At 75.9% G+C, this 2,352-nt stretch carries 5 protein-coding genes; 2 read left to right on the forward strand and 3 right to left on the reverse strand.

Features of this window, described 5'->3' with window-relative positions; translation table 11 throughout:
- Positions 1-279: hypothetical protein (locus EEY80_RS19880; RefSeq protein ID WP_205749169.1), on the reverse strand; the 279-nt coding region annotated here is incomplete at its 3' end.
- A 268-nt stretch (positions 280-547) separates the two neighbouring features.
- A complete protein-coding gene (locus tag EEY80_RS19885; RefSeq protein WP_126979670.1) occupies positions 548-898 on the reverse strand; it encodes a TraR/DksA family transcriptional regulator in 351 nt (116 codons plus the stop codon).
- Between the two features lie 166 nt (positions 899-1,064).
- Here EEY80_RS19885 and EEY80_RS19890 point away from each other — a divergent pair, with 166 nt between their 5' ends.
- A complete protein-coding gene (locus EEY80_RS19890; protein ID WP_126979672.1) occupies positions 1,065-1,499 on the forward strand; it encodes a YeeE/YedE family protein in 435 nt (144 codons plus the stop codon).
- Positions 1,500-1,509: 10 nt separating this feature from the next.
- Positions 1,510-1,941, forward strand: coding sequence for a DUF6691 family protein (locus EEY80_RS19895; RefSeq protein ID WP_126979674.1), 432 nt, complete (start codon positions 1,510-1,512; stop codon positions 1,939-1,941).
- A gap of 42 nt (positions 1,942-1,983) precedes the next feature.
- Here the strand turns inward: EEY80_RS19895 and EEY80_RS19900 are convergent.
- Positions 1,984-2,352, reverse strand: a 369-nt coding sequence (locus EEY80_RS19900; RefSeq protein WP_205749170.1) for a FliM/FliN family flagellar motor switch protein, incomplete at its 5' end; no start/stop codon positions are given.

Consider the following 2,352-nt stretch of genomic DNA (forward strand, 5'->3'; position numbering starts at 1 on the left):
GGCCACCCGCAGATGCGCGGCCAGCGCCAGCGCCGCGACGGCGGCCGTGGCCGCGTGCGGGGGCGCGGCGGGCAGCAGCGCGATCACCGGCGGCGCGGCCCCGGCGATGCGGCCGGCCAGCGCGGCCAAAGCCGCGTCATCATCCGACACCGCCAGAAGGCTGCCCGCGCGCGGACCGAAGCCGAGGATCACCGCCGCCGTCGCCGGATCGTCGAGCGCGGCCGCCAGCGCGGCGGCGAGATCCGCGAGACCGGGGGCGGGCGCCGCAGGGTCATCCATGGAGAAATCGGCGGGCGGCCAGTCGATCCGGCGGACAAGCGGCTCTGCCACAGCATCGGCGGCCGGCGCCGCCGCACCGCCCGACGGCCCGCGCAGATCCGGCGAACCGGACCCTGTCGCTGCCCCTGCCCCGGCTACTCCTGCCCCGATCGTCATCGCACCCGATTCACCCAAGGCCCCAGCTTAGGCGCTGGCGCCCCGGGGGCAACGGAAACCTGCCGGAGCGACGCGGTGGGCGGCTCCGGGGGGCGGCCGCGACGCGGGCGGCTCAGCGGGCGGGCACGCAGTCGCGGCAGAAGGGCGTCGCGGGCAGCAGCGCCAGCCGCTCGGCTCCGATCTCGCCGCCGCAGGTGACGCAGCGGCCCCAGCTGCCCGCGTCGATCCGGGCCAGCGCCGCCTCGATCCCGCGTGCCTCGGTCTGGGCCGAAACGCCCATGCCCTCCAGCACCTCGTCGCTTTCGCGTTCGGTGGCCAGCTCCTGCCAGTCCTGCGCGTTGTGGCTGTCGAGTTCCGCCTCGATCCCGGTCATTCGGGCGCGCAACGCCAGCAGCCGGGCGATCAGCAGCACCCGCGCGGCCTCTGCCGTCAGGACGGTCGGGGTATCGGTGTCGCTGGCCATCTGCGTGCTCCTGCTGGTGAACTCCATGCCCCGGATGTCGCATTCCGCGCCCGTCGCCGCCTTGATGCAGGTCAAGACCGGCAGCGGCGCCCGGCGCGGACACATTCAGACATTGTGTTTTGTTGCCCCGCCTCTATATCGGAGGCGTCGGATAAGGAGGTTGGCGATGGAAGCGGACTGGCTGCGGGGTCTTCTGGGCGGGCTGATGATCGGGCTGGCGGCCGCGGTCTACCTGCTGGGGAATGGCCGGATCATGGGGGCAAGCGGCATCCTCGGCAGCCTCGTCGACGGCTCGGCGGGCAGCGACCGGCCGATGCGGCTGGCCTTCGTCGCGGCGCTGGTCGCGGTGCCGGCGCTGCTGTGGCTGGCCCTGCCGGGTCTGGCGCCGCTCGGCACCCAGGCCAGCCGGCAGCCGCTGGTCCTGATCGCCGCCGGGCTGATGGTGGGGATCGGCACGCGGCTCGGCAGCGGCTGCACCTCGGGGCACGGGGTCTGCGGCCTGTCGCGCCTGTCGCCGCGCGGCATCGCGGCGACGCTTGCCTATCTGGGCGCGGGGATGCTGACCGTCGCGCTGTTCCGCCACCTGCTGACCGTGATCTGAGGAGGCCGCCATGCAGATCGTCATCGCCCTTCTCTCCGGCGCGCTGTTCGGCGCGGGGCTGCTCGTCTCGGGGATGGTGGATACCGCCCGCGTGCAGGGGTTCCTCGACATCTTCGGGGCCTGGGACCCGACGCTGGCCTTCGTGCTGGGGGGCGCGATCCTGCCGATGGCGCTGGCCTGGCGGATCGGCGCCAACCGGCGCACCAGCCTCAGCGGCGCGCCTTTGCCCGGCCCGGCGGCGCGGCACATCGACGCCCGGCTGATCGGCGGCGCGCTGGTCTTCGGCGCGGGCTGGGGGCTGGCCGGCTTCTGCCCCGGACCGGCGCTGGCCTCGCTGGGCTTCGGCGGCTGGCCGGGGCTGGTCTTCCTTGCGGCGATGGTGGCGGGGATGGCGCTGCTGCCGGTGCTGGACCGCGGCTGGCGGGGGCGGCGCGCCGCCTGAGACGTCCGGGACCCCGGCGGCCCGTCGACGTCACGGCCCGCCTCAGCCCGCCATCCGGACCGGCAGCCCCGCCTCGGGCCAGCCTGCGCCCTCCTCCGCCGCGGCAACATCGGGGGCCGGCACAGCCTCTCCGCCCCCCGGACAGTCCTGACCCGGCGCCGCCGCCGTCAGCCGGATCGCCCGGCGGCCCTCGGCCTGGCCCAGTTCCGCCCTTGCGACCGCGACGCCGCCCGGGCCTTCCAGCCGCAGCGCCGCCAGCGCCGCGCCCGGCAGGGTCAGCGTCGCGCCGGGCGCGAGCGCCAAAAGCCGGGCCAGCGGCAGGCTCAGCCGGGCCAGCACCGCGTCGATCCGCGCATCGGCGGTCAGCACCCGCGCCGCCAGCGCCGCGCCGATATCGGGGGCATCGGCCGG

The sequence above is a fragment of the Frigidibacter oleivorans genome (assembly GCF_003993775.1).
In the GTDB taxonomy this organism is placed as follows: domain Bacteria; phylum Pseudomonadota; class Alphaproteobacteria; order Rhodobacterales; family Rhodobacteraceae; genus Frigidibacter; species Frigidibacter oleivorans.